This window comes from Pseudomonas thivervalensis, assembly GCF_001269655.1.
GTDB classification, from domain to species: domain Bacteria; phylum Pseudomonadota; class Gammaproteobacteria; order Pseudomonadales; family Pseudomonadaceae; genus Aquipseudomonas; species Aquipseudomonas thivervalensis.
In genome coordinates this window covers 20730-41855 of the sequence record NZ_LHVE01000005.1, presented here as the reverse complement: position 1 = coordinate 41855, position 21126 = coordinate 20730, and the positions used below count along the sequence as shown (strand labels likewise).

Annotated in this window: 21 protein-coding genes and 1 pseudogene; 8 read left to right on the top strand and 14 right to left on the bottom strand. The window is 60.3% G+C overall.

Annotated elements, in window-relative coordinates; translation table 11 throughout:
* Together AD659_RS29730 and AD659_RS06080 are read right to left on the bottom strand one after the other, a co-directional pair.
* Window positions 1-867 (bottom strand): calcium-binding protein (locus AD659_RS29730; RefSeq protein WP_167352858.1); only part of this gene is annotated, 867 nt, incomplete at its 3' end.
* Between the two features lie 482 nt (window positions 868-1349).
* Entirely contained in the window at window positions 1350-1823 is a 474-nt protein-coding gene (locus AD659_RS06080; protein ID WP_053119293.1) for an Lrp/AsnC family transcriptional regulator, read from the bottom strand.
* 145 nt (window positions 1824-1968) lie between these two features.
* Here AD659_RS06080 and AD659_RS06075 point away from each other — a divergent pair, with 145 nt between their 5' ends.
* The 3 genes and pseudogenes from AD659_RS06075 to AD659_RS06065 all read left to right on the top strand — a co-directional run bounded on the left by AD659_RS06075 (window position 1969) and on the right by AD659_RS06065 (window position 3505).
* Entirely contained in the window at window positions 1969-2598 is a 630-nt protein-coding gene (locus AD659_RS06075; protein WP_053119291.1) for a LysE family translocator, read from the top strand.
* 279 nt (window positions 2599-2877) lie between these two features.
* Window positions 2878-3054: pseudogene (locus tag AD659_RS06070) on the top strand (type II toxin-antitoxin system HicA family toxin); the annotation flags it as partial.
* Between the two features lie 40 nt (window positions 3055-3094).
* Entirely contained in the window at window positions 3095-3505 is a 411-nt protein-coding gene (locus tag AD659_RS06065) for a type II toxin-antitoxin system HicB family antitoxin (RefSeq protein ID WP_053119286.1), read from the top strand.
* Between the two features lie 136 nt (window positions 3506-3641).
* Here the strand turns inward: AD659_RS06065 and AD659_RS29935 are convergent, their stop codons facing one another.
* Complete coding sequence (locus AD659_RS29935; protein ID WP_167352857.1) at window positions 3642-3788, bottom strand: hypothetical protein; 147 nt, start codon at window positions 3786-3788, stop codon at window positions 3642-3644.
* 175 nt (window positions 3789-3963) lie between these two features.
* Between AD659_RS29935 and AD659_RS06060 the strand changes: the two genes are divergently transcribed.
* Window positions 3964-4368 (top strand): low affinity iron permease family protein, encoded by a 405-nt coding sequence (locus AD659_RS06060; RefSeq protein ID WP_053119284.1) that lies wholly within the window; start codon window positions 3964-3966, stop codon window positions 4366-4368.
* 45 nt (window positions 4369-4413) lie between these two features.
* Here the strand turns inward: AD659_RS06060 and AD659_RS06055 are convergent, their stop codons facing one another.
* The 4 genes from AD659_RS06055 to fos form a co-directional block, all read right to left on the bottom strand.
* The gene (locus tag AD659_RS06055) at window positions 4414-5322 is read right to left on the bottom strand and encodes an SDR family oxidoreductase (RefSeq protein WP_053119282.1); all 909 of its coding nucleotides are present in this window, start codon (window positions 5320-5322) and stop codon (window positions 4414-4416) included.
* Window positions 5323-5401: 79 nt separating this feature from the next.
* Window positions 5402-5905 carry a DUF4142 domain-containing protein gene (locus AD659_RS06050; protein WP_053119280.1) on the bottom strand — a complete coding sequence of 168 codons (504 nt, stop codon included), beginning with the start codon at window positions 5903-5905 and terminating at the stop codon, window positions 5402-5404.
* Between the two features lie 346 nt (window positions 5906-6251).
* Complete coding sequence (locus tag AD659_RS06045) at window positions 6252-7601, bottom strand: sensor domain-containing protein (protein WP_053119278.1); 1350 nt, start codon at window positions 7599-7601, stop codon at window positions 6252-6254.
* 176 nt (window positions 7602-7777) lie between these two features.
* Window positions 7778-8194, bottom strand: a complete 417-nt coding sequence (gene fos / locus AD659_RS06040) for a fosfomycin resistance glutathione transferase (protein WP_053119276.1) — start codon at window positions 8192-8194, stop codon at window positions 7778-7780.
* Window positions 8195-8451: 257 nt separating this feature from the next.
* Here fos and AD659_RS06035 point away from each other — a divergent pair, with 257 nt between their 5' ends.
* Entirely contained in the window at window positions 8452-9687 is a 1236-nt protein-coding gene (locus tag AD659_RS06035) for an aminotransferase class I/II-fold pyridoxal phosphate-dependent enzyme (RefSeq protein ID WP_053119274.1), read from the top strand.
* A 13-nt stretch (window positions 9688-9700) separates the two neighbouring features.
* Window positions 9701-10864, top strand: a complete 1164-nt coding sequence (locus AD659_RS06030; RefSeq protein WP_053119272.1) for an MFS transporter — start codon at window positions 9701-9703, stop codon at window positions 10862-10864.
* Between the two features lie 153 nt (window positions 10865-11017).
* Here AD659_RS06030 and yiaY read toward each other — a convergent pair whose 3' ends face one another.
* Window positions 11018-12166 (bottom strand): L-threonine dehydrogenase, encoded by a 1149-nt coding sequence (gene yiaY, locus AD659_RS06025; RefSeq protein ID WP_053119270.1) that lies wholly within the window; start codon window positions 12164-12166, stop codon window positions 11018-11020.
* Window positions 12167-12308: 142 nt separating this feature from the next.
* Here yiaY and AD659_RS06020 point away from each other — a divergent pair, with 142 nt between their 5' ends.
* Window positions 12309-13328, top strand: a complete 1020-nt coding sequence (locus AD659_RS06020; RefSeq protein ID WP_053119267.1) for a DUF4917 family protein — start codon at window positions 12309-12311, stop codon at window positions 13326-13328.
* A gap of 213 nt (window positions 13329-13541) precedes the next feature.
* Here AD659_RS06020 and AD659_RS06015 read toward each other — a convergent pair whose 3' ends face one another.
* From AD659_RS06015 to AD659_RS05990, 6 genes are all read right to left on the bottom strand, one after another.
* On the bottom strand, window positions 13542-13886 hold the full coding sequence (locus AD659_RS06015; RefSeq protein WP_053119266.1) for a YegP family protein: 345 nt from the start codon (window positions 13884-13886) through the stop codon (window positions 13542-13544).
* A 71-nt stretch (window positions 13887-13957) separates the two neighbouring features.
* Window positions 13958-14539: a DJ-1/PfpI family protein gene (locus tag AD659_RS06010; protein WP_053119264.1), complete on the bottom strand. Its 582-nt coding sequence runs from the start codon at window positions 14537-14539 to the stop codon at window positions 13958-13960.
* A gap of 240 nt (window positions 14540-14779) precedes the next feature.
* Window positions 14780-15997, bottom strand: a complete 1218-nt coding sequence (locus AD659_RS06005; protein WP_053119262.1) for a class I SAM-dependent methyltransferase — start codon at window positions 15995-15997, stop codon at window positions 14780-14782.
* Between the two features lie 413 nt (window positions 15998-16410).
* A complete protein-coding gene (locus AD659_RS06000) occupies window positions 16411-17028 on the bottom strand; it encodes a TPM domain-containing protein (RefSeq protein ID WP_053119260.1) in 618 nt (205 codons plus the stop codon).
* A 25-nt stretch (window positions 17029-17053) separates the two neighbouring features.
* Window positions 17054-17797: a TPM domain-containing protein gene (locus tag AD659_RS30335; RefSeq protein ID WP_053119258.1), complete on the bottom strand. Its 744-nt coding sequence runs from the start codon at window positions 17795-17797 to the stop codon at window positions 17054-17056.
* Window positions 17798-17933: 136 nt separating this feature from the next.
* Complete coding sequence (locus AD659_RS05990; RefSeq protein ID WP_053119256.1) at window positions 17934-18542, bottom strand: LemA family protein; 609 nt, start codon at window positions 18540-18542, stop codon at window positions 17934-17936.
* A gap of 251 nt (window positions 18543-18793) precedes the next feature.
* Between AD659_RS05990 and bglX the strand changes: the two genes are divergently transcribed.
* On the top strand, window positions 18794-21085 hold the full coding sequence (gene bglX / locus AD659_RS05985) for a beta-glucosidase BglX (protein WP_053119254.1): 2292 nt from the start codon (window positions 18794-18796) through the stop codon (window positions 21083-21085).
* The last annotated feature ends 41 nt before the right edge of the window (window positions 21086-21126 follow it).

Below are 21126 nucleotides of genomic sequence, written 5' to 3'. Positions count from 1 at the left end.
GGCATCTCCGCCCGTTCCTGCGGTTCCCGTCCCGAGACGGACATTGACGTTTACCCCGGCAGTCGAGCCCGAGTAGTCGACCGTGTCGACCCCGGCACCGCCGTCGAAATCGATACCGCTACCATCGCCAATAAAGGTGTCGTTGAAATTCGATCCTCTGATCGCCTCGATGTCGGTGTAGGTGTCACCTGCAGCGATCCCGGAATGCACGCCCGTCTTGAGGTTGATGGTCACCGCTTCTTTGCTGTCGGTATAACCCGCGATGTCAGAGCCGGCACCGCCGATGAACTGATCCGCGCCCGCGCCACCGAACAGTGTGTCGTTACCCGAACCGCCGGTAATGACGTTGTCGCTGTCGTTGCCGTAACCGGTGAATGCGCCAGTGCCGACGTAGGTCAGGCGCTCGACGTTGGTCGCCAGGACCGTGCCGCTGGCATTGATCACCGACACGCGGACTTCATCGTTGCCGCCATCGGCCTGTTCGATGATGGTGGGGGTCTGCCCCATATTGATGTTGTAGATGTCGTCGCCGGCGCCCCCTTCCAGCCGTATCGCTGTGGCTATGGTGTATGGGCCAGCGGAGAGCACGTCGTTGAAGGCAGAGCCTATGACGGTTTCGATCCCAATGAGAGTATCCCCCTCTGCGTCGCCACCCCGTCCAACAAGTCCAGTTACCTGGCGCAAATCTATACTGATACCTTCAGTAGATGCCGAGTAGTCAACAATATCTGAACCAGCACCGCCATCAATTTTGTCTGCGCCAGCAGTGCCCTTGATGACATCGTTCCCACCCAGAGCGTTGATCTCATCATCGCCTGCGGTGCCAATTAGTGCATCTGCGCCAGCTGTTCCATTAATAACTGCCATTTTTCTTCCTTGCTTTAAGGATGGTAGAGGAGGTCTCGTAAAATCATGTTTGTTTAGAAGTCTGCAGCATGAATTTCGGCTGTGGCCAGTAAAGCTTGAGCGGAGATTTCGTCTAGAAAATGGGCATTTTAAGTATCATTTATTAAATTTCAGGCACGACAAAACCGCCCGATGTGACAAGACGGGACATGTTTGATTTTTTACGATCAATTGCGTGTAGGCGCAGCCGATCCATGCTGAGCTCCATCCAAAGCCCGTCCCCCTATTGGGAAGTTAACTGGGCACTGAGCGTCTCTGCGTGATAGCACGACAACATCCCTTCGCACAAGAGATCTGCCTAAGGAAGGGTAGCGTGCTGACCGCTATCGCGAGACGCTACGCAAACCCGACAATAGGATCTTTACAGGGAAGATAGATAATACGACCGGAGAATAAATGAGCCCTGTGGCGAGGGAGCTTGCTCCCGCTTGAGTGCGAAGCGCTCAACCTGGCAAATGCCCCAACGGCAACGCCCCCGGCGTTTTCACCGTATTAATCGCAAAGTTACTCCGGATATCGCTGATCCCGGGCAATTTCAACAACTGCCCCGTGACAAAACGGTCATAAGCCCGCAGGTCCGGCACTACGACTTGCAGTAGAAAATCCGACTCACCCGATACCAGGAATGCCGAGATCACTTCGGGCAATGCCGTCACGGCTTGGCGAAACGCTTCGGCTCGCTCGTCATTGTGCCGTTCGACCTTGACGCCGACGAAGATCGTCAGCCCGAGGCCCACTTCGTCGCGGTCCAGGACGGCCTGGTAACCACGAATCACCCCCGCCTCTTCGAGCATCCGCACGCGGCGCAGGCAGGGTGAGGGGGACAGGCCGATTTCTTCGGCCAGTTGCACGTTGCTCAGGCGACCGTCGCGTTGCAGCGCGACGAGAATTTTGCGGTCGAAGGCGTCCAGTTTCATGAGTTGGCATTTTCCGATTGGATGACGCAGATGTTTGGCAGGTTATGCCAATTCCCGATGCTTTAGAAGCTGTCTTCGCAACCACCTGCCCTGCCCGCCAGCCATAGACTTGGCACTTGCGAATCGTTGATCCAAGGGGTGTGGCATGGCAGGGCTCGGGTTGTTTTTGATGGCGTTGACGGTGGCGTATCTGTTGCCCGGGCCGGACATGATCCTGCTGCTGCAAACCGGTGCCCGTCAGGGCAAGGGGGCGGCGCTGGCGACGGCGGTAGGGTTGGGGGTTGCTCGCGGGTGTCATGTGGCATTGGCGGCGCTAGGGCTTTCGGCCTTGTTCAAGACCGCGCCGTGGACCTTCGATGTCGTGCGCCTGGCCGGTGCTGCCTACCTGTTATGGATTGGCTTTCAATGCCTGCGGACCACATTGCTACCGAGTTTTGAAGGCGCCACTGTCGAGGTTGGAAGACGGCATTATCACGAGGCCATTCGGCGTGGGCTGCTGACGAACCTGCTCAACCCCAAGGCCTTGCTGTTTTGCTCGGTGTTATTACCGCAGTTCATCGATCCACAGATCGGGCCGGTGCTGGGGCAGTTCGCGATCCTGGGCGTGGTGCTGGTGGGCGTCGGCCTGCTGTTCGACTGCGCCTACGCGTTGGTCGGCGTCGCACTCGGTCGCTGGCTTCAGCGCTCGCCTTCGGCCCAGCGCGTACAGCAGTGGTTGTTTGGGAGTCTTTTGATTGGGTTTGCGGTGCGGCTGACGTTTGTGCAGCAGTCATAGCGACCGCAATTTCGCAAAGCGGCTTGTTATTTTAAGCTGTAAATCCAGGGCCGCTTCGCGCCCCAGCGGGAGCAAGCTTCCTCGCCACACAAGCATTTTCGCCCGGTTTCACATCCCGAAATAAACCCACCCTCGCCTCTGCCACCCTTGCGCTCCGCCGCTTCTAGACTTCATTGCAGCGACTGCGCATGCCTGTCGAAGTCACCTTCGGTGGTTATAGTGTTGATCATTCTTTTCCAGTAGGTATAGTACCCACCAAGCACACCACACGGAGGTGTTGTGAATAGCCGATTTTTGATAAGCCAGATCATTGCAGACGGTTGGTATCTGGTGCGGGTTCGGGGCAGTCACCATCACTTCAAGCACCCGACCAAACCGGGGTTGGTCACGGTTCCTCATCCGAAGAAGGACCTGCTCAAGAAAACGGCCATCAGTATTTTGCAACAGGCGCTGCTTCAGCCGGCCCGTTGCGCGACGTTCCCGGAGGACGATGAATATGCTTTACCCGATTGCGATTTCCATGGGCGATGACAAGCATGCCTGGGGTGTTGAAGTACCAGATATTCCCGGTTGTTTTTCCGCAGGCGACGACTTGGACGAGGCCATGGCGATGGCGCGGGAGGCCATTGAAGGGCATTTCGAGATTCTGGCGGAAGACGGCTCGCCGATTCCACCGGCCAACACCGTCACCTTGCATGCCGCCAATCCGCAATACGCCGGTTGCACCTGGGCACTGGTGGACATCGATGTGACCAAGTACCTGGGCAAGGCGCAGAAACTCAATATCACGTTGCCTGGCTACCTGCTCAATCGTATTGATGAATATGTGTTGCACCATCCTGAGGAGAAGAGCCGTTCGGGCTTCCTCGCTTCGGCAGCGCTGAAGGTGTTGCAACAAGGCCGATAAAAAACAGCCACACCTGTGGGAGCGAGCTTGCTCGCGATTGCGGTGTGTCAGGCGCCCGTAATATCGCTGACCCGACGTCATCGCGAGCAAGCTCGCTCCCACAGGTTTTTTACATAGCCATGCCTGGCTATGTCGTCTATTTATTTTCAGCCTTGGACTCCTGCATCTGCACCGAAGACTTGGTGCCGTCAGTGTTGTCCTTGGTCTCGTTATCCGAGTTGTCGAAGCAGCCTTGCAAGGCGAACAGGCAGCAGGCGAGGCAAAAAGTGCGGGCGAAATTCATGGTGTACTCCGATGCTGAGGGCTTTCAGGAGTGACCTGCAAGAGCGGCAATGGTTGCGACTTTCCTCGTGCCGGACGATGAACGTCGACGGATGTTCGCGACTGCAATGCAAGTAGAATTTTCACCGCCTCGTTGCTGTCACACCAGACAGGTGCATCCCATAAGGAACACGGCAATGACGTTCGCAAAAATCGCGCAAAAACTATCCCTTTGGGCGGGGAGCCCCAAAACCTTTCTAGGCGCCATCGTGTTGTTGGCGATCTGGGCTGCCAGCGGACCTTTGTTCGGCTTCAACGACACTTGGCAATTGATCATCAACACCTCGACCACCATCATCACCTTCCTGATGGTATTCCTGATCCAGAACACGCAGAACCGCGATACGGACATCCTGCATTTGAAAGTGGACGAATTGCTGCGGGCGACCAAGGACGCACAAAATGCGATGCTCGGCCTCGAGTCGCTGGACCTCAAGCAACTTGAAGCGCTGCGCAAGCGCTACCAGGACATGGGCAAAGACGAGGCCAAGAGCCTTGACGGCGTGGAGCAAAAGAACAAGATCGACCTGAATCAGTGCTGATGCCTATGCGCGAGTGGCATCAGCCACTCGCGCATCTGTCGAGCCTCAAGGCAACGGGTTGCCTCCCGTCACGCCAAATACTTCCCCGGTGATATAACTCGATTCCTGCGAGGCCAGCAGGACGTAGAGCGGCGCGCACTCGGCCGGTTGGCCCGGACGTTTCATCGGTACCTGGGAGCCAAAGGTGGGAATTTTTTCCCGGGGCTGACCGCCGCTCGGTTGCAGCACGGTCCAGATCGGTCCTGGTGCTACGGCATTGACCCGGATCCCCTTGCCGACCACCTGCCCGGCCAGCGCCTTGGTAAATGCCACGATCGCCGCTTTGGTGGTGGCGTAATCCAGCAGGGTCGCGGACGGGTCATAGGATTGGATCGAGGCGGTATTGATGATGGTCGCCCCGGCCGGCATCAGCGGCACCGCGGCCTTGCAGATCCAGAACATCGCATAGATGTTGGTCTTCATGGTGTCGTCAAATTGCGCGGTGGTGATGTCGGCGATATCTTTCTGCGCCTCCTGCTTACCGGCAACATTCACCAGGATATCCAGCCCGTCCAATTGCTGCTGCGCCATCTTGACCATTTGCACGCAGAACGCCTCGTCCTTGAGGTCGCCAGGAATCGCAATGGCCTTGCGGCCCTCGGCTTCGATCAGTTCGATGACTTGCCGGGCGTCGCGTTCTTCGCTGGGTAGATAATTGATCGCCACATCGGCGCCTTCCCGGGCGTAGGCGATGGCCGCGGCGCGACCAATCCCCGAGTCACCACCAGTGACCAATGCCTTGCGTCCCTCCAGGCGGCCGAAACCTTGGTAAGTTTTTTCGCCATGATCCGGTTGCGGCAGCATGTCCTGGTCGATGCCCGGCGGGGATTGCGGTTGGTCGGGAAATTCCGGGCGCGGATATTGCGTCAGTGGGTTCTGCATCGCGTATTGGTTGGGTTCTCGGCGTGTGGACATCGAGGTTCTCCTTTTCGGCGGGCAAAATCGGCCGGGACGCTGACGCCCCGGGCCTGAATGTAAAACCAGATGCAGCAGATCAACGGCTGGCCTGCAGCGCCCTGGCCATTTCGAGATGGGTCTGCAATTTGGGCAGGGTTTCGTCGGCGAACGCCTTGATTTCCGGCACTTCGGTGGTCTGGGCTTCCTCCTGGATCTGCGCGATGGCCTCCTCGGTCGCCTTGACCTGGCTGGCGGCATACGCGGCTTCGAACGACTCGCCTTCCTTGACCTGCGGCATCAAGGCCTTGGCCTTGTCGGCCACTTCCTCCCGAGGAGCGACAGGCAAGTCGAGCTTCTTGGCAATCTTCGCCAGGTGTTGATTGGCGGTGGTGCGGTCGTTGATCACCATGATGGTGTAGTCCTTGACCTCCCTAGATTCGGCTTTTCCGTGGGCCATACGACTGGTCTCGATGTCGGCCATGCCTTTGGCAGAAGCATCGTTGATGAATTCGGCAGGCGATTGGGCCCAGGCACTGTTGGCACCCAGGCCCATCAGCACGACGACACTGGTGGTGCGAAATAAACTGGCCATACGGCTCATGGTCGCGCCCTCCTCTGATAAAAGTTCTGGCGGTTTATCCACCGTTGAATCAGAACCAGCCATGAGTATTCAGCGAGACGTCCGACCCGGCTTCCGGCCAATTTCGGCTTTCGACGGGTTTCTATCGACGGTCGTGATGGTGGTTCTCCCACTTTTGCGACCTGCTTCGGACACCTTCGTTCGATCATGGGCAATGTTTGTCGGATAAATACTGCTTGAACCAGGCATGGTTCAACCCTCCTTATTCGTGGATGCCGGGCGCGTCGGCCCTCTTCTCATATTCGAATTGGATACGGGCTGAAGGTTTGAGAAAGGTGCGGGCGCCACGACGAACGGTGACGCGCGATCAGATGCCGAACGCCCGGTGATTGTGGCGTTTGGCGGCGTACATCGCCTCGTCCGCGTGGCGGAACAGGGCGATGTCTTCAGTGCCATGGTCAGGAAAGCAGGCCACGCCGATGCTCGGTTCGATGCTCAGGCAGTGCCCGTCCAGACGCAGCGGCTGGGCCAGTGCGTGGTGGATTTTTTCCTGCACGCGATGGGCATCCTCCAAGGCCTGGATGCTGTGCAGCAGGACCACGAACTCGTCGCCACCAATACGCGCCACGGTGTCGGTGTCGCGGATACACCCTTTCAGACGACTGGCCACCGCTTGCAGCAGCATGTCGCCCACTCCATGGCCATAGGTGTCGTTGACCTGCTTGAAACGGTCCAGGTCGATATACAGCAAGGCCATGCGCCCGGATGCAGCGCGAGCAGCCGCCACTGCGCACTTGAACCGTTCACGGAGCAACTCGCGGTTGGGCACCTGGGTCAACTGATCGTACTGAGCCATGTGCTGCAACCGGGCGTGCAACTGCTTGCGCTCGATGGCAAGGGTGATCTGTGCGCAGACGTATTGCAGCAGTTCCTTGTCCTGCTCGGTGTAGCGCTCGTTGTCGGGGGCACTCTTGACGATCAACGCGCCAATCGTGCCGCTCTGCGAGTTCAGCGGCACGCCCAGCCAGCACGGTGCGTCCGGCTGCGCCACCAAGTCGTCGAACCCCGGCGGCAACTGGCTGCAACCGGGCGTCAGGAGGATCGGCTGGCCGCTGCGAATCACTTCGGCGCACAAGCGCCCAGTGACTGTTCCCGGCAATTCGGGCTGCCCTTCCCGATCGTCGACGTGATAGGCGAAATTCAGCTGCGAACACTGTTCGTCGTACAGCGCCACCGAGAAATTCAGCGCCGGCAGCCACTCGCCGATAATCAGGTGGATGCGCTTGAACAGCGCCAGCAAGTCAGCCGCGGCATGGGCCGCTTCGGAAATCGCATACAACGCCGCCTGCCGGGACTCGGCCTGCTTGCGTTCAGTAATGTCCCGGGCCACGGCAATGCGCAGTTGGTCCACCGGCGACCAGCGCGCCGACCACAGGATGTGCACCACCCGCCCGTCCTTGCGCAGGTAGCGGTTCTCGAAATTGAGCTTGGGCTCGCCCCCCATGATCTCCCGCGCCGCCTCAAGGGTCCGCTGGCGGTCGGCGGGGTGCACCAGGTCGATCATTGGCCGGCCGATCAGCTCCTGCGGGGTGTAGCCGAAAATGCGCTCGCAGGCGGCACTGACAAACACGAAACGCCCTTGACCGTCGACGGCACACACGGCGTCCAGCAGAAGGTCGATGTAGCTGGCCAGCGGCGCGGAACTTGAAGTGTCCATGGGGGCTGGAGGTCATCCGGGTAATACAGCGGTGAGCGAAGCGGGTGATGGTCAGTTCGTGACGCCGATACAACGAGCGAGGCCGACGCGCCCAATACCGATGAGGATAGCGCAGGCAGTCAACCGTAGTGGATGAAACGCCCAGTAGGTCGGCCACGCGATTCGACACAGCCCCGTCAGGACCCCGTAAAAAACACCATGCCGGCATACGGTGCCTGCCGACAGGCCTGCAACCGCGACGCCAGGTCGCCCACATGGACTTCCAGCTTGTGCCCGTCCGGGTCGAGAAAGTAGAACGAATCCCCCTCGCTGCGATTGTCTCGCCACGATGACACCTGGGCCGCGTTCAGCCGCGTCACTAGCACAGGAAAATGTTCGGCATTGATGCTGAATGCGTAATGGGTGTAGTCCGCCGCTGGCTCAGGCCTGCGCAACGGGTCGTACGACAGACACAACCACAAACCCGGCAGCGACAAATACGCACCGTTGTTCCATTTGGCTTCAAGGCGCAGCTGCAACAGCTCGCCATAAAAAACCACGCTGCGATCCAGATCGGCGACCGCAAGGGTCAGATGATTGAGGCCTGAGAGCATCGGCAAGCAACCTTCAGAAAAAAGTGATGACCCAGCGGGCTTGGGGCAAATCCGTGGTGCTCCCAAGCTCCGACAGCGCCAACGGATTCCCCGGCCAGAGTCCTAGGCAAAGTCCTACGCAGAAATCTCCAGTGACACTCAAACACGCCGGAAACAGCCGATTCAAAGCCCTGCACAACAATCTGTAAAGTCTGGAAACACACCGCTACCGAAACACCCCACGGACAGCACCATCAACCAAGGAATGTCATCGCACCATGAACCAGACTGCTCAATCGCCCCATCATTTCACCAACTACCGCAAGGTCATTTCCCTCGCTGACACGGATTGGCAAAGCACCGAGGCCGGAAAAATCTCAGGGCTGAATGTCGAGGTCAAGACCCCCAATGTGCTGGTCGACCAATACGGTCGGACGTTTCATCACTTCTGTACCACGTCCTACCTCGGCTTGGATTATCACCCCGCACTGCTGGACGGCGCCATGACCGCCCTGTGGGAAACCGGAACCCTACGGGTCGCCAACTCAAAGAATCGCTGCAAGCTGGCGATCCTGGACCAGTACGAGACCCAATTGTCGGAGCTGTTTGGCGCCAGTTGCCTCAGTGCCCTGTCTTGCAGTGCGGCAAGCGCCGGAATCCTGCCATTGCTGGCCAGCGGCGCGTTCACCCAGAATCGCTCGCCGGTCATGGTGTTCGACAAACATGCCCACTATTCAATGAACCACAGCAAGGCCGCCTGCGCCGATGAAACCCAGGTCATCACCTGCCCGCACAACGACATGGATTTCATCGAGGACTTGTGCAAACGCCAGCGCGACGTGGCGTATGTGGCCGACGGCGCCTACAGCATGGGTGGGATGGCGGACCTGGATAGCCTGATGTATCTCAAGCAACGCTATGGCCTGTTTCTTTATCTGGACGATTCCCACGCACTGTCTGCGGTCGGCGAATCCGGCGCCGGCCTGGTCCGTTCGCGTATCCCGGCCGTGGACGAGCGCACCCTGATCGTGGCCTCGCTGGCCAAGTCGTTCGGTGCCAGTGGCGGGCTGGTCATGTTTGGCTGTGAACGGCACAAGGCGCTGGTGCAGCGCTACGGTGGCCCGAGCAATTGGTCCCAAAGCCTGAATGCTGCGGCCATCGGTGCCGGCATGGCCTCTATCCGCCTGCACCGCAGCCATGAATTCACCGCCTTGCAGGAGCGTTTGCAGGTTAATATCCGCTTCTTCGACAGCCTCGTGCGTACCGAACAGCACGGCACTCCCATGGCGATCCGCATGGTGCCCTGCGGCGAAGCAGCGCTGGCCAACAGCCTGGCAGTTGAACTGGCCGAACTGGGGTATTTCACCTCGGCGGTGTTTTTCCCCGTGGTGCCGCAAGGCAAGGCTGCCATTCGCATTACCCTGCGCGCCGACATGGAGCCGGACGTGATTCGCTCGTTTTGCGAAAAAATCACCGAACTGCTACTGACCCACGGGCGTGACATCCGCCCCTGAGACAGGTCGCTCGATGAATAACCGTACAACCCTGGTCGTCACCTGTACCACCGTTTTCCTGGCACAACTGGGCATGAGCATCTATTTGCCGGCGCTGCCCGCTATCGCCCGGGATCTCGGCGCCGATGCGTCCCGGGTTTCCTGGGGCCTGTCGGTGTACCTGATCGGCATGGCGCTGCCCATGTTGCTGTGGGGCAGCCTGAGCCAGCGCCTGGGGCGCAAGCCGGTCCTGCTGGCGGCATTGGGGTTGTACGGCCTGGCAAACCTGGCCCTGCCGCTGGGCACAACCATCGAGGCGTTCCTGGCGCTCCGGTTGATCCAGGGCATCGGCGCCAGCGGCATCTCGGTGATGGCGCGGGTCTTGATTCGTGACAGTTTCAGCGGCGACCTGCTGGCCAAGGCGCTGTCCTGGATCTCGATCGCCTTTGTGATTGCCCTCGGTATCGGCCAGTACCTGGGCTCATTGATCCAGGCCGCTTTCGGCTGGGAGGCGATTTTTTACGGTTTGGGCGCCGTCAGCCTGGCCATGGCCGCCGCGGTGTCGCGGGCCAGGTTCCCGATGCTGGTGCAGGCGGGCACCGAGCAATCGGCATCGGTCATCTATGGGCAGATACTCCGGCAACGAACTTTTTTGCTGCCGGCCTTGGCCGGTGGGCTGGGTTACGGTGTGATCGTCGCGTTCAATACCGCTGCGCCGCTGATCCTGCAGGAGAGCTTCCACTGGTCGGCCATTGAATACGGCCTGCTGGGTTGGCCAATCAGTGCCGCGTATCTGCTCGGCGCACTGGCGGTGAACGCTTTTGTGCTGCGCACCGGCCAACGGCGAATGATGAACTGGGGCATTGCGCTGGTGCTCGGCGGCAGCGTGACCATGCTGCTGGGTAGCCTCACCCTGAGCAGCATAGCGTTGCTCTTCTGGCTGCCATATTGCTTTGCGGTATTTGGCCAGTCGTTGATCTACCCCATCAGCCTGTCCCTGGCCAATGAAGGCTCGCCGGTGGCCGGCGCTTATGCCATGGCGTTGAGCGGGTTCCTGCATCAACTGATGGCCTCGGTGATCGGTGCCATGGCCAGCCTGTTGTTGAGTCAACAGGCCTGGCCGCTGGCGGCGTTGTGCGCACTGCTGGGAGCGGCGGCGATGCTCTGTGTGAGGTTCGTGCCACCCCGGGTCGCTTAGGCTTTGTACGAAAAGTGCCCGCGCGACGATCATGCTGCGTTGAAAACAGGCTCGGAATGCTCATTGACAACCGTCAAGTCGAACGCGACCCCGGCCGTTCCACGCCTGTTTTCGCCTTGCCTGATCGCCGCTCGGCGACTTTTCATACAAAGCCTAGAATGCGCTGCGGAAAATCTCTTCGATCTGCCGCTGGTCCGCCGCCCGTGGGTTGGTCAGGCCACAGGCGTCTTTCAGGGCGTTGGCGGCCAGCACCGGTACGTCGTTGAGGCGCACGCCCAAGTCACGCAAACCGGCCGGAATGTCCACGTCCTGGGCCAGGCTGCGAATCGCCGCTATCGCATTGCGAGCCCCCTCTTCCGGGCTGAAGCCACGTGTATCGGCTCCCATGGCATGGGCCACATCGGTCAGGCGAGCGGCGCACACCGAGGCGTTGAAACTCTGTACATGGGGCAACAGCACGGCATTGCACACGCCGTGAGGCAAGTCGTAAAAACCACCCAGTTGATGCGCCATGGCATGCACGAAACCCAACGACGCATTGTTGAATGCCATCCCCGCGAGAAACTGCGCGTAGGCCATGTTTTCCCGCGCCGCCAGATCGTTGCCGTCGCGCACGGCCAAGCGCAGGTTATTGCTGATCAGGGTGATGGCCTTCAGGGCGCAGGCATCGGTAATCGGGGTGGCGGCGGTGGAAACATAAGCCTCGACCGCATGGGTCAGCGCGTCCATGCCGGTGGCGGCCGTCAGGCCCTTGGGCATCGCCACCATCAACGCCGGGTCGTTCACCGACATCAGCGGGGTCACGTTGCGATCGACAATCGCCATTTTCACATGACGTGTCTCGTCGGTGATGATGCAGAAACGGGTCATTTCGCTGGCGGTGCCGGCGGTGGTATTGATAGCAATCAGCGGCAGTTGCGGCTTGCTTGAACGGTCGACACCTTCATAGTCACGGATCTGCCCGCCGTTGGTGGCGCACAAGGCGATGCCCTTGGCACAGTCATGAGGCGAACCACCGCCCAGGGACACCACGAAATCGCACTGGCTTTCCTTGAGCAAACCCAGACCGAGTTCGACATTGGCAATGCTCGGGTTGGGCTTGGCGCCGTCGAAAATCACCGAGTCGACGTCCTGCAGCGCCAGCAGGCCGGCGACCTTGCTGGCGACGCCGGCCTTGGCCAGCCCCGCGTCCGTGACGATCAGCGCCTTGCGAAAGCCGTAGTTGCGGATGGCGGTCATGGCCTCGTCGAGGCAACCCAGACCCATGATGTTCACGGCGGGGATGAAAAAAGTGCTGCTCATGGGGTCACGCTCCTGGAAGAGGCCGGATCGGCAGGGGCGTACAGGATTGACCGAGTAGTCACGATGTATCTTGATCTGGCTCAAGACTGGGTCGTGATAAAGTCGCGACCTGCCTTTGCCACGTTTTGAGATGATCCTTGCGATGACCGATTTCCAGGAATACGACACCCGGCTCGAAGACTGGGAGGCCTTGCGCGCCGACACCGCCTTCAGCGGGTTGCTGCTGGGCAATGGCGCCAGCCGTGCGGTGTGGGACGATTTCGGCTATGACTCGCTGTTCGAAAATGCCCGCACCGTCGAAGAAAAACCCCTGAGCCCGTCGGAACTGAGCGTGTTCGACGCGATGCAGACCCGCAGCTTCGAACAGGTGCTCGGTGCACTGAAAACCACCAGTCGGGTCAACAAGGCCCTGGCCGTCAGCTCCGCCGCCCCGCGTAACCGCTATTACGCGATCAAGGAAGCGCTGATCAACACCGTGCACGCGGTGCACATCCCGTGGCGGCTGGTGCAGCCGTCGACCCTGGCGACGCTCAACCGGGAGCTGAGCCGCTACCGCACGGTGTTCACCACCAATTACGACTTGCTCAACTACTGGGCGATCCAGCATGAAGCCGAGACCATCACCGACCTGTTTTTCGGCAATGACCACAGTTTCGACCTGAGCCAGGCGAACACGGACAAACCACGCCTGCTGTACCTGCACGGCGGCCTGCACCTGGTGCGCAACCAGGACGGCACGGCGCGCAAGCTCACGTCCACCGAAGGCACCTTGCTGGGCAGTTTCGCCATCAATAACACGATCAAGACCCTCGACGACGTGCCGCTGTTCGTCAATGAAGGCCCCAGCACCGACAAGCTCAAGACCATCCGCAGCAGTGATTACCTGTCGTTCTGCTACGACCAGTTGCTGCACCATGGCGACAACCTGTGCCTGTTCGGCCACGCCCTCGGCGAGCAGGACCGGCACATTGTCCATGCCCTGCGCCTGGCCGCCCCGAAAACCGTGGCGATTTCGATCTATCCCCGTAGCCAGGCGTTCATCCAGCATCAGAAGCGGCATTTCGCCAAGGTGTTCCAGGGGCTGGACGTGCAATTGCGCTTCTTCGATGCCAAGAGCCATCCGTTGGGCGACCCGAAATTGTCGGTGCCGGTGGAGGTTTAGCCTCGGACTACATGACCTGGAAACTCAATGCCAGGTCAGCGCATGACTGTGGCGAGGGAGCTTGCTCCCGCTCGGCTGCGCAGCAGTCGTCATTTTGTGAGCCTGCTGCCTGTTCTTGGAACCGATGGGGACCGCTTCGCGGTCCAGCGGGAGCAAGCTCCCTCGCCACAAAAGCCCACTCGTTACAGCAGGCTCGCTCCCATAGGGATGGGTTCAGAGTGCAGCCACGGTCTTGTCCTTGATGACTGTCGTCGGTCCGTTGGACTTGACGCTGGCGATGCCTTTGTCCCGGGCTGCGTCCGATGAATACGCCTCACTGCTGCCAATCACTTCGTGGTTGCCGGCCTTGAGGTTGAAGTACGGATGGCCGTCCTTGGTATTCTTGAGCTCATAGCGCTCGGCCAGCGGACTGTTTTTCTGCACCGCAGCAATGCCGCCGTCGGCGCCGCTGCGGGTGGTATACAGCTCGCTGGTCAAGAGGGTCTCGGCGTTGGCCGCCTTGAGCACAAACCGAAACTGGCCACTGCTGCTTTTGCTGATTTCGTACCATCCGGACATGATTGTTCTCCAGGCAATGAGGGCATGCCCCGAGAGTAAAGACCCGCTGCGCTTGTCCCGCCAGTGCCTTACTACAAAGTGATGGCCGTGCCCAGCAGGGTCAGGAACCCCGCCAGCCAGCTTGGGTGCGCAGGCCAGGCCGGTGCGGTCGCCAGGTTGCCCTGGACATGGCCTTCGGTCACGGGAATGTCCATATAGGTCCCGCCCGCCAGCCGGACTTCCGGGGCACACGCTGGGTAGGCGCTGCATTCACGCCCTTCGAGGATGCCCGCCGCTGCCAGCAATTGCGCACCGTGGCACACCGCGGCAATCGGCTTGCCCGCCAGATCGAAATCACGCACCAATTGCAGGACCGCTTCATTCAGGCGCAGGTATTCCGGCGCACGCCCACCCGGCACCAGCAGCGCGTCGTAGTCGGCGGCCTGGACACTGGCGAAATCATGATTGAGGGCGAACAAGTGCCCCGGTTTTTCACTGTAGGTCTGGTCGCCTTCGAAATCATGGATCGCCGTGCGCACCGTCTGCCCGGCCTTTTTATCCGGGCAGACCGCGTGCACGGTGTGACCGACCATCTGCAAGGCCTGGAACGGCACCATGACTTCATAATCTTCGACGTAATCGCCGACCAGCATCAGGATTTTCTTGGCGGCCATGGAAAGGGGCTCCTTTGGGAATGCGTGAGGGTTAACGCATTAAAGGTAGCCCGGAGTGTCAGCTGGCGAGCGGTAACCGGGTCATGACCTGACGGGCTGCACTCCGTTGGATGCAGGCTGCTGGATGCAACCTGTGGGAGCGAGCCTGCTCGCGATTCAGGCGACGCGTTTTATCAGGCATACCGCGTCATCGTTCAATCGCGAGCAGGCTCGCTCCCACAGGGGTAATGCGCCAGTAGGTCAGGCAAGGTAACCATCAGCCCGCAGCAGCGTTTCGAGGCAGTGCTCGGTGATGTGGTAGAAAGCCTTGAGCTCTTCGATTTTCGCCAGCAGCTCGGCAGGGTCCGCAGGTTCTGCGCGTTTAACGGCCAGGATCATCTTGTTCTTATTGGTGTGGTCCAGGGAGATGAACTCGAACACCTTGGTCTCGTAGCCACAGGCTTCGAGGAACAGCGCCCGCAAACTGTCGGTGACCATTTCCGCCTGCTGGCCCAGGTGCAGGCCGTATTGCAGCATCGGTTTGAGCAACGCCGGGCTCTGGATCTGCAGGCGGATCTGCTTGTGGCAGCACGGCGAGCACATGATGATCGAGGCGCCCGAGCGAATGCCCATGTGGATCGCGTAGTCGGTGGCGATGTCACAGGCATGCAAGGCGATCATCACATCCACCGCACTCGGCGCCACGCTGCGCACGTCACCGTGCTGGAAGCTCAGGCCCGGATGCTCCAGGCGTGCGGCGGCTTCGTTGCAGAGCTTGACCATGTCTTCACGCAGCTCGACGCCCGTCACCACGCCTTCGGCCTGCAAGGTGTTGCGCAGGTAATCATGGATGGCGAAGGTCAGGTAGCCCTTGCCCGAACCGAAATCCGAGACCCGCACCGGTTTGTCCAGGGCCAACGGCGAAGACGTCAGCGCATGGCTGAAGACCTCGATGAACTTGTTGATCTGCTTCCACTTGCGCGACATCGCCGGAATCAGCTCGTGCTTGTGGTTGGTCACGCCCAGATCGGCCAGAAATGGCCGGTTCAGGTCAAGGAAGCGGTTTTTCTCGCGGTTGTGCTCGGCAGACGGCACTTCCCGCAGTTGCTGGGGCTTGCTCCTGAACAGCGAGCTCTTGCCCTTCTTGCTGTATTCCAGCTGAGCCTCGTCGGTGACCGCCAGCAAATGGGCGTTCTTGAACGACGCTGGCAACAGCGCGGCAATGGTGTCCACGCCTTCGGCCAGCGGGAAATTCTTGGTGATGTCGCGGGTCTTGTAGCGGTAGACGAAGGACAGGCACGGCTGGTCCTTGACCGTCAGTTGCTTGATGTTCAGCCGCTGGAGGTCCGCTTCGTCCCCCACGTACTTGGCCAGCACCAGTTTGATGAACGCGTTTTGTTCAAGGCTGGTGTGCAGCAGCTCGATGAACTGGGCGTGGTGATCCGGCGCGGGACGGACGGGCGTTGCGGTGGCGGACATGGACAAGCGGCCTCGGGGCGGGCGGATCGGGAATGACGGGTATTTTAGGGGGGATGGGCAGCGAGGGCACGGGGAATTTCCCCAGTGGTAGGAAATCCAGGTAGTCACTTTTTACGAGGGACCCGGCTTTTGCGGCTCACTGGACTTTTTGTGGCTCACTGGACTTTTGGCTCACTGGACTTTTGTGGCTCACTGGACTTTTGTGGCTCACTGGACTTTTGGCTCACTGGGCTTTTGGCTCACTGGGCTTTTGTGGCGAGGGAGCTTGCTCCCGCTCGGCTGCGAAGCAGTCGTCGATTTGCGAGCCCGGTGTCCGACCTTGGAACCGATGGGGACCGCTTCGCGGTCCAGCGGGAGCAAGCTCCCTCGCCACAAAAGCGCTCGCGCCATCTCGCCATAATGGCCCGCAGAGATCAGCTTAAAACCACCAACCGATTCGGCAGCTCATTGCGTTCGTGGGTCAGCGGCACGTGCTCCTTGAGCAATTCGCCGCAGGCTTCGATACAAGTCACGAAACCCTGCAAAGTCTGCCCCTGGCGAACCTGCTGGGTAAACGCCGCGACGATGGCGTCCCAGCATTTGTTGTCCAGGTGCTTGGAGATGCCTTCATCGACGAGGATTTCCACATACCGCTCGGCCTCGCAGACAAAGATCAGCACGCCCGTGCTGCCCACGGTGTGGTGCAGGTTCTGTTCAAGAAATTGCCGGCGCGCCAGATTCGAGGCCCGCCAGTGGCGCACGGAACGGGGAATCAGGTGCGTGGTGATTTTGGGAATGCGGAACACCAGGCACAACACGATGAAACTGACCCACTGCACCAGCAACAGGCTATGCAGGGCCAACCAGCCGCTGAGGTAATGGACCACGCCGGGCACCACCAGGGCCAGCAGGCTCGCCCACAGCAGCGGGATGTAAGCGTAGTCGTCGGCGCGGGCGGCCAGTACCGTGACCAGTTCGGCGTCGGTATGGCGCTCGACCCGGGCGATGGCCTCGGCGACCTTGCGTTGTTCGTGTTCAGTCAGTAATGCCATGGTTGAAAATGCCTGCTCATTATTATCACCAGCCGCCCGACGAACCGCCGCCCCCGAAACTGCCACCGCCACCGCTGAAGCCGCCCCCACCGCCTCCGCCGCCGAAGCCACCGCCACCGCCCGAACCGCTGGAGCCACCGCGTCCGGCCGGCAGGATACCAAGCGTCTGGCAGACCACTATCGTCAAGATAAACAGTATCACCAGGAAGATGAACAGCCCCGGGTGGCGCTCGACGAAATCACCCTGTTGCCCATCCGTATTGTAAGCAGGCGCTGGTTCATCCAACGGACTGCCGCCCAGCACCACCAACATCGCCGCGACGCCGTCGCTGATGCCTTTGTTGAAGTTGCCGGTCTTGAAGGCCGGCGTGATCACCTGGTTGATGATCACCGAGCTCTGGGCATCGGTCAGGCGATCCTCCAGGCCATAGCCCACTTCGATGCGCAGTTTACGGTCATCCCGGGCGACGATCAGCAGCGCGCCGTTGTTTTTATCCTTCTGCCCAATGCCCCAATGGCGCCCCAGTTGATAGCCGAAATCTTCGATGCTGCTGCCCTGCAGGTCCGCCAGGGTCACGACGACCACCTGTTCGCCGGTCGCCTGTTCATGTGCCTTGAGCTGCGCATCCAGTTGCGTGCGCACCGAGGGTTCGAGCATCTGGGCGGCGTCCACCACCCGTCCGGTCAGCGCCGGAAACTTCAATTCGGCCTGGGCCGTGAATGCCAACACCCAGAGCAACAGCACCAGGCCAACTTTCAACACGCGCATCGGAACTCCTGTGTGGGAGCGAGCGGGTGTGGGAGCTGAGCTTGCTCGCGATGAAGGCACCTCGGTCTTTCCAATGACCGCGTTATCGTTCATCGCGAGCAAGCTTTGCTTCCACTGGCTCGCTCCCACCGTTTTTTCAGAACTTCACTTCAGGGGCTTTTTCGGCATTGGGGCTGGTGGCCTCGAAGGTTTCGCGGATCGGCAGGTCGCTGTACATCACGCTGTGCCATAGGCGCCCCGGGAACGTGCGGATCTCGGTGTTGTACTTCTGCACCGCCAGGATGAAGTCGCGGCGGGCGACGGCGATGCGGTTCTCGGTGCCTTCGAGCTGGGATTGCAGCGCCAGGAAATTCTGGTTGGCCTTGAGGTCCGGATAACGCTCGACCACCACCATCAGCCGGCTCAATGCGCCGCTCAGCTGGTCCTGGGCCTGCTGGAATTGCTTGAGTTTGTCCGGGTTGTCCAAGGTGCTGGCGTCCACCTGGATCGACGTGGCCTTGGCCCGCGCCTCGATCACTGCGGTCAAGGTGTCCTGCTCGTGCTGGGCGTAGCCCTTGACGGTTTCCACCAGGTTGGGGATCAGGTCGGCGCGGCGCTGGTACTGGTTCTGTACCTGACCCCAGGCGGCCTTGGCTTGTTCGTCCAGGGTCGGGATGTTGTTGATGCCGCAGCCGGCCAACAGCGTGCTGAGCAACAGCAAAGCCAGTATCGGCAGGTGGCGAAGGTCGTTCAGTCGTGGATTCATTGGATGAAGCGCTCCCTGGCAAGACTTTGGAAAAACCCGGCCACCTATCTCAACGGCGTCTGGGGCATAATCTGCCGCCGCGCTGGATTGAAACGGGCTGATGGGCTAAAAGATGCGCAGTGCGAAACTAAGTTCAGCCCAATGGGTTCGAAAGTCTGCTGCATGTAACTGAACAACAATAGCCGCTCCTCACATTTTGGCTGACCGGCGTGTCCTGATCACCGCCCTTTAGGCTTGCGAGAAAATTATTCATGAAGAAGCTGTGTTTGCTGGGCCTGTTTGTCAGTCTGGCCAGTCACTCCGTATTAGCCGACAACCTGCCAGCCCCCATAGAGAACAAGGATGCGTTCATCAGTAACCTGATGAAGCAGATGACCCTCGAAGAGAAGATCGGCCAATTGCGCCTGATCAGCATCGGCCCGGAAATGCCCCGGGAGATGATTCGCAAGGAAATCGCCGCCGGCAACATCGGCGGCACGTTCAACTCCATCACCCGCGATGAGAACCGTCCGATGCAGGACGCGGCCATGCGCAGCCGGTTGAAGATCCCGATGTTCTTCGCCTATGACGTGATCCACGGCCACCGCACGATTTTCCCGATTCCCCTGGCCCTGGCCTCGAGTTGGGACATGGACGCCATCTACCATTCTGGCCGCATCGCTGCCAAGGAAGCCGCGGCCGACAGCCTGGACATCACTTTCGCCCCCATGGTCGACATTTCCCGCGACCCACGTTGGGGCCGGACGTCCGAAGGTTTCGGCGAGGACACCTACCTGGTGTCGCGCATCGCCGGGGTGATGGTCAAGGCGTTCCAGGGCAGCGGCGCCAACGCGGCCGACAGCATCATGGCCAGCGTCAAGCACTTCGCCCTGTACGGCGCGGTGGAAGGCGGCCGGGACTACAACACGGTGGACATGAGTCCGCTGAAAATGTACCAGGACTACCTGCCCCCCTACCGCGCCGCCATCGACGCCGGAGCCGGCGGGGTGATGGTCGCGCTGAACTCCATCAACGGCGTACCGGCCACGGCCAACACCTGGCTGATGAGCGACCTGCTGCGCAAGGAGTGGGGCTTCAAGGGCCTGGCGGTCAGTGACCACGGCGCCATCTTCGAACTGATCAAGCACGGCGTCGCCAAGGACGGTCGCGAAGCGGCGAAGCTGGCGATCAAGGCCGGCATCGACATGAGCATGAACGACTCGCTCTACGGCAAGGAACTGCCTGGGCTGCTCAAGGCCGGTGAGATCGAGCAGAGCGACATCGACAACGCCGTGCGCGAAGTGCTCGCGGCGAAATACGACATGGGCCTGTTCAAGGATCCGTACCTGCGCATCGGCAAGGCCGAGGACGACCCGGCCGATACTTACGCCGAAAGCCGCCTGCACCGCACCGATGCCCGTGACGTGGCGCGTCGCAGCCTGGTCCTGCTGGAAAACCGCAACCAGACCCTGCCCCTTAAGAAAACCGCGAAAATCGCCTTGGTCGGTCCCCTAGCCAAGGCACCAATCGACATGATGGGCAGCTGGGCCGCGGCCGGGCGCCCTGCGCAATCGGTCACCCTGTTCGATGGCATGACCCGCGCCCTGGGCGCCGAGTCGAAGCTGATCTACGCCCGTGGCGCCAATATCACCGGCGACAAGAAGGTCCTCGACTACCTGAACTTCCTCAACTTCGACGCCCCGGAAGTGGTGGATGACCCACGCCCGGCCCAGGTGTTGATCGACGAAGCGGTGAAAGCCGCCAAGGATGCCGATGTGGTGGTGGCCGCCGTGGGCGAGTCCCGTGGCATGTCCCATGAATCGTCGAGCCGTACCGAACTGAACATCCCGGCCAGCCAACGCGAACTGATCAGGGCCCTGAAGGCCACCGGCAAGCCGCTGGTGCTGGTGTTGATGAATGGCCGTCCGCTGTCGTTGCTGGAAGAAAAGCAGCAGGCCGATGCGATCCTGGAAACCTGGTTCAGCGGCACCGAAGGCGGCAACGCCATCGCCGATGTGCTGTTCGGCGACTACAACCCATCGGGCAAACTGCCGATCACCTTCCCACGCTCGGTGGGGCAGATTCCGACTTACTACAACCACCTGAGCATCGGCCGGCCGTTCACGCCGGGCAAGCCAGGCAACTACACCTCGCAGTACTTCGACGACACCACCGGCCCGCTCTACCCATTCGGCTACGGCCTGAGCTACACCGAGTTCAGCCTGTCGGACATGGCCCTGTCGTCGACCACGCTGAACAAGACCGGCAAGCTCGATGCCAGCGTGACGCTGGAAAACACCGGCAAGCGTGACGGCGAAACCGTGGTGCAGTTGTACATCCAGGACGTGACCGGCTCGATCATCCGCCCGGTGAAAGAGCTGAAGAACTTCCGCAAGGTGATGCTCAAGGCCGGCGAGAAGAAAGTCATCCACTTCACCATCACCGAAGACGACCTGAAGTTCTTCAATGCCCAGCTCAAGTACGCCGCGGAACCGGGCAAATTCAACGTGCAGATCGGCCTGGATTCCCAAGAGGTGAAGCAGCAGAGTTTTGAGTTGCTCTGATCCAGCAACACTGCAATAACCTTGTGGGAGCGAGCCTGCTC